The 3,457-nt window shown below is 72.3% G+C and carries 4 protein-coding genes and 1 pseudogene; 1 reads left to right on the forward strand and 4 read right to left on the reverse strand.

All coding sequences use genetic code 11. The annotated features are described in order from the left end of the window. From MXD58_RS23165 to rimP, 4 genes are all read right to left on the reverse strand, one after another. Window positions 1-290, reverse strand: a 290-nt coding sequence (locus MXD58_RS23165; protein ID WP_250609912.1) for a translation initiation factor IF-2 N-terminal domain-containing protein, incomplete at its 3' end; no start/stop codon positions are given. A 218-nt stretch (window positions 291-508) separates the two neighbouring features. Next, window positions 509-844 carry a YlxR family protein gene (locus MXD58_RS23170; RefSeq protein WP_308302031.1) on the reverse strand — a complete coding sequence of 112 codons (336 nt, stop codon included), beginning with the start codon at window positions 842-844 and terminating at the stop codon, window positions 509-511. Window positions 845-849: 5 nt separating this feature from the next. After that, complete coding sequence (gene nusA / locus MXD58_RS23175) at window positions 850-1,947, reverse strand: transcription termination factor NusA (RefSeq protein ID WP_248838259.1); 1,098 nt, start codon at window positions 1,945-1,947, stop codon at window positions 850-852. Beyond that, a complete protein-coding gene (gene rimP / locus MXD58_RS23180; protein ID WP_308302032.1) occupies window positions 1,944-2,606 on the reverse strand; it encodes a ribosome maturation factor RimP in 663 nt (220 codons plus the stop codon). Before rimP ends, nusA begins: the two co-directional genes overlap by 4 nt. A gap of 512 nt (window positions 2,607-3,118) precedes the next feature. Here rimP and MXD58_RS23185 point away from each other — a divergent pair. Beyond that, window positions 3,119-3,457 (forward strand): annotated as a pseudogene (locus tag MXD58_RS23185) (hypothetical protein); the annotation flags it as partial.

The raw sequence follows: 3,457 nt of genomic DNA on the forward strand, positions 1-3,457 counted from the left end.
GGGCCAGGCCGGCCGGGCACGGGACGAGGCCCGGGACGCGGCGCGAGGCCGGGTCGCGGCGGCGGTCCCGGGCGGGCGCCGTTGCCAGCGGGCCGGGGACCTGGACGAGCACCCGAAGCGGCCCCACCCTCGGTGGGGAACGCTTCCTTCAGCTTGCGGACTACGGGGGCTTCGACGGTGGATGACGCTGACTTCACGAACTCGCCGAGATCCTTCAGCTTGGCGAGCACGGTTTTGCTGTCGACACCAAGCTCCTTGGCGAGCTCGTGTACGCGGGCCTTTCCTGCCACGGTGCTCCTTCTTTCGGCCCGCGGTCCGTTGCCCGCGTAGCCTCGCTACCTGCTGGTCGTGATCATGGCTGGGTGCTCATTGAGCGATCATCGCTGTCTCGACCTGCTTCCCTGTCGACGTCTTCTGGCGCCGCCGGTGTCGGGACGGGCACCTCGATAGCCGGCGTCCGTCCCGTCTGACCCGGATCATCCGCTGCCGCGAACCAACCCTTACTTCTCTACCCGATTTTTCCTCGGTCTGTAGCCGCTCCTGCCGCCAGATCCCGCGGACGGGATCCGGCGGCCTCGCACCGGGGCCGCTCCAGGTACTGCCTGACCTGCTTTGATCCGAACGGACCCGGCACTCTCCAGGCCCGCGAAAAGGCCCTGCGCCGCTCCGCCAGATCAAGGCAGGCAACGTCGGGGTGCAGGTGCGCACCTCGACCATGCATACGGCGACGAGCATCCGGCAGGAGCTCGCCGCCGTCCACGACGATACGCAGTAAGTCAGAACTCGGCGCGCGGCTTCGACATCCGATACAGGTACGGATGGGCTCCGCACGACACGCCATCATTAAGTCTATCCCGACCGGCCCCGGGAGTGACCACCGGCGGTGGGAGACCGGCGCGGTACCGCCGGCGGCCCCGTCCGCCTGGCCGCCGTGGCCGGGGGTGTGTCCGCCGGCGGGCCCCCGGCCTGTTCACCGTCCTCGGCATCCGAGTGGATGTCGATGCGCCAGCCTGTCAGGCGGGCCGCCAACCGGGCGTTCTGTCCTTCCCGGCCGATCGCGAGGGACAACTGGTAGTCCGGGACCACCACGCGCGCGGACCGGCTCGCCAGGTCGGTGACCTCCACCCGGGCAACCCGGGCCGGCGAGAGCGCGCTGCCGACGAAGGCCGCCGGATCAGCGGACCAGTCCACGATGTCGATCTTCTCGCCGCGCAGCTCGGCCATGACGGCCCGCACCCGGCTGCCCATCGGGCCGATGCAGGCACCCTTGGGATTCACCCCGGCGACCTTGGACCGGACCGCGATCTTGCTGCGGTGCCCTGCCTCCCGGGCGATCGCGGCGAGTTCCACCGTGCCGTCGGCGACCTCGGGCACCTCCAGCCCGAACAGGCCTTTGACCAGCTCCGGGTGCGTGCGCGACAGCGTGACCGTGGGGCCGTGGGCCCCGCGGGCGACATGCACCACATAGCACTTGATGCGATCGCCGTGCTCGAGGCGCTCACCGGGGACCTGCTCGGCCGGCGGCAGCACGCCCTCGATGGTGCCGAGGTCCACGAGCACCACCCGCGAGCCGGCCCGCTGTTCGTGGTGCTGCACGACCCCGGAGACGATCTCGTGCTCCCGGTCGGCGTACTGCCCGTAGGTGGCCTCCTGGCTCGCCTCCCGCAGGCGCTGCATGATGACCTGCTTCGCCGTCATCGTGGCGATCCGACCGAAGTCGTCCGGGGTGTCGTCGTATTCCCGACTGGTCCCGTCGGGACCATCCTCCCGAGCGAGGACGGACACCTCACCCGAGGTCCGGTCGATGACGACCCGCGCGTCGGGCGCCGACCCGGCGGTGTGGTGGTAAGCCGTGAGCAGGGCGGTTTCCATCGCCTTCATCAGAGCGTCGAAGGAGATGGCCTTCTCCCGCTCGATGCTGCGCAGCGCGGCCACGTCGAGCTTCACGGGGTCATCTCCTCACCGGCCGCACCCTGAGTGCCGACCTGACGGCCCTCGTTGTCGGACTCCGGCCCCGGCGCCGTCGGGAGATCGGCGGCGGCAGTCAGCTCCGGAAGGTCCGTGGAGCCCGGTGCGACGCCCCCCGGCGCCACCTGTCCCGGTGCCACGTCCGACGTCTGTCCGGACAGATCATCATACTCCACGGCCGAGAACTCGACCTCGACGGTCGCCCTGGCGACCTGGTCGAACTCCACCCGCGCCACCCGGCGGCGCTGCGGACGACCCTTGCGAGCCGGGCCGGTGGGCACGGCCAGGTCCGCGCCGGACTCGTCCGCGGACAGCACCCGCCCCGACGTGGACTCGCCGTCGTGGCCGCGAACGGTCACCAACCGGCCGACCGCCCGCTGCCAGTGCCTGGGCATCGTCAGCGGCCGGTCCACGCCCGGGGAGGTGACCTCCAGGACGTAGGTACCCGCCACCAGCGCCTCGCCATCCGCTTCCGCCGCGTCGAGCAGATCCGAGACGGCCCGGCTCGCGTCGGCGACCGCGTCCAGATCGATCCCGCCGGCCCGGTCCACGATCACGCGCACCGTGCTGTGCGCACCCGCCCTCGACACGGTGACGTCCTCGAGATCGAAGCCCGCCTCGGTCAGACCGGTCGTCAACCGATCACGCAACGCCGGCCCGACGGTCCGCGCCCGCCGGGCGCCCCCGGCCGGTCCCCGGCTCCGGCCACTGCCGGATTCCCCCGCCCCTGCCACCCGCGCCGTCCCTTCCCACATACCTGGTCATCCGGTCACCCGGTCGGTCGGACCGGTCGACGGCGCCCGGCGGCTGGTCCGCGGCCGTCGTCCGATCGCACGCCGACCGCATCCCCGCTCCGTCAGTTCCTCACCCGTCGACCGGCGTCCACCACGGCCGGGCACCCTCGAAGAATCGGCGCCGACGCGGGTGAACGGCCACACGCGGCACGCGCCTGCCACCGCACTGATCACAACCGGCCACCCGGGGCCACCGGGGACGATCGACCGTCAGGTGAGATCCATAGCCTACGTCCACCGGCGCCCGGACCTGGAACAGCCCGCGCCCCATGGGTTCACCCCCGTACCGGTGGCTCACCCGGGAGGGGTCGGACGGGCGTCGGACCAGCCCGGCAGGATGTGCGAAGCTCGGGACCGTGGACCAGGCGCTGCGCATCCCCCCGTCCCGGCGGCGGCTGCTGGCGGGGCTCGCAGGCCTGGCCATCACCGGCGTGACCGGCACGCTGTGCGCCAGTTGCACCACCACGAGTCGGCTCGCCGAACCGGCGGACCCGGGCCTCAGCGCTGCGGACGTGGCCGCGGCCCGCTCCGCCGTCGCCCGTTCCACCGCCCTGGCCGCGTCCTACCGAGCCGCCGCGGTCCAGCATCCGTCCCTGCACCCTGTTTTCGATGCCCTGCGGACCCACCATGAGGTCGCGATCACGACGCTCGACGCCCAGGTCCCGGCCGCGGCCGGCGCCTCGGCGGCCGCCGGG

It is taken from the genome of Frankia sp. AgKG'84/4, from assembly GCF_023242965.2.
GTDB lineage: Bacteria > Actinomycetota > Actinomycetes > Frankiales > Frankiaceae > Frankia.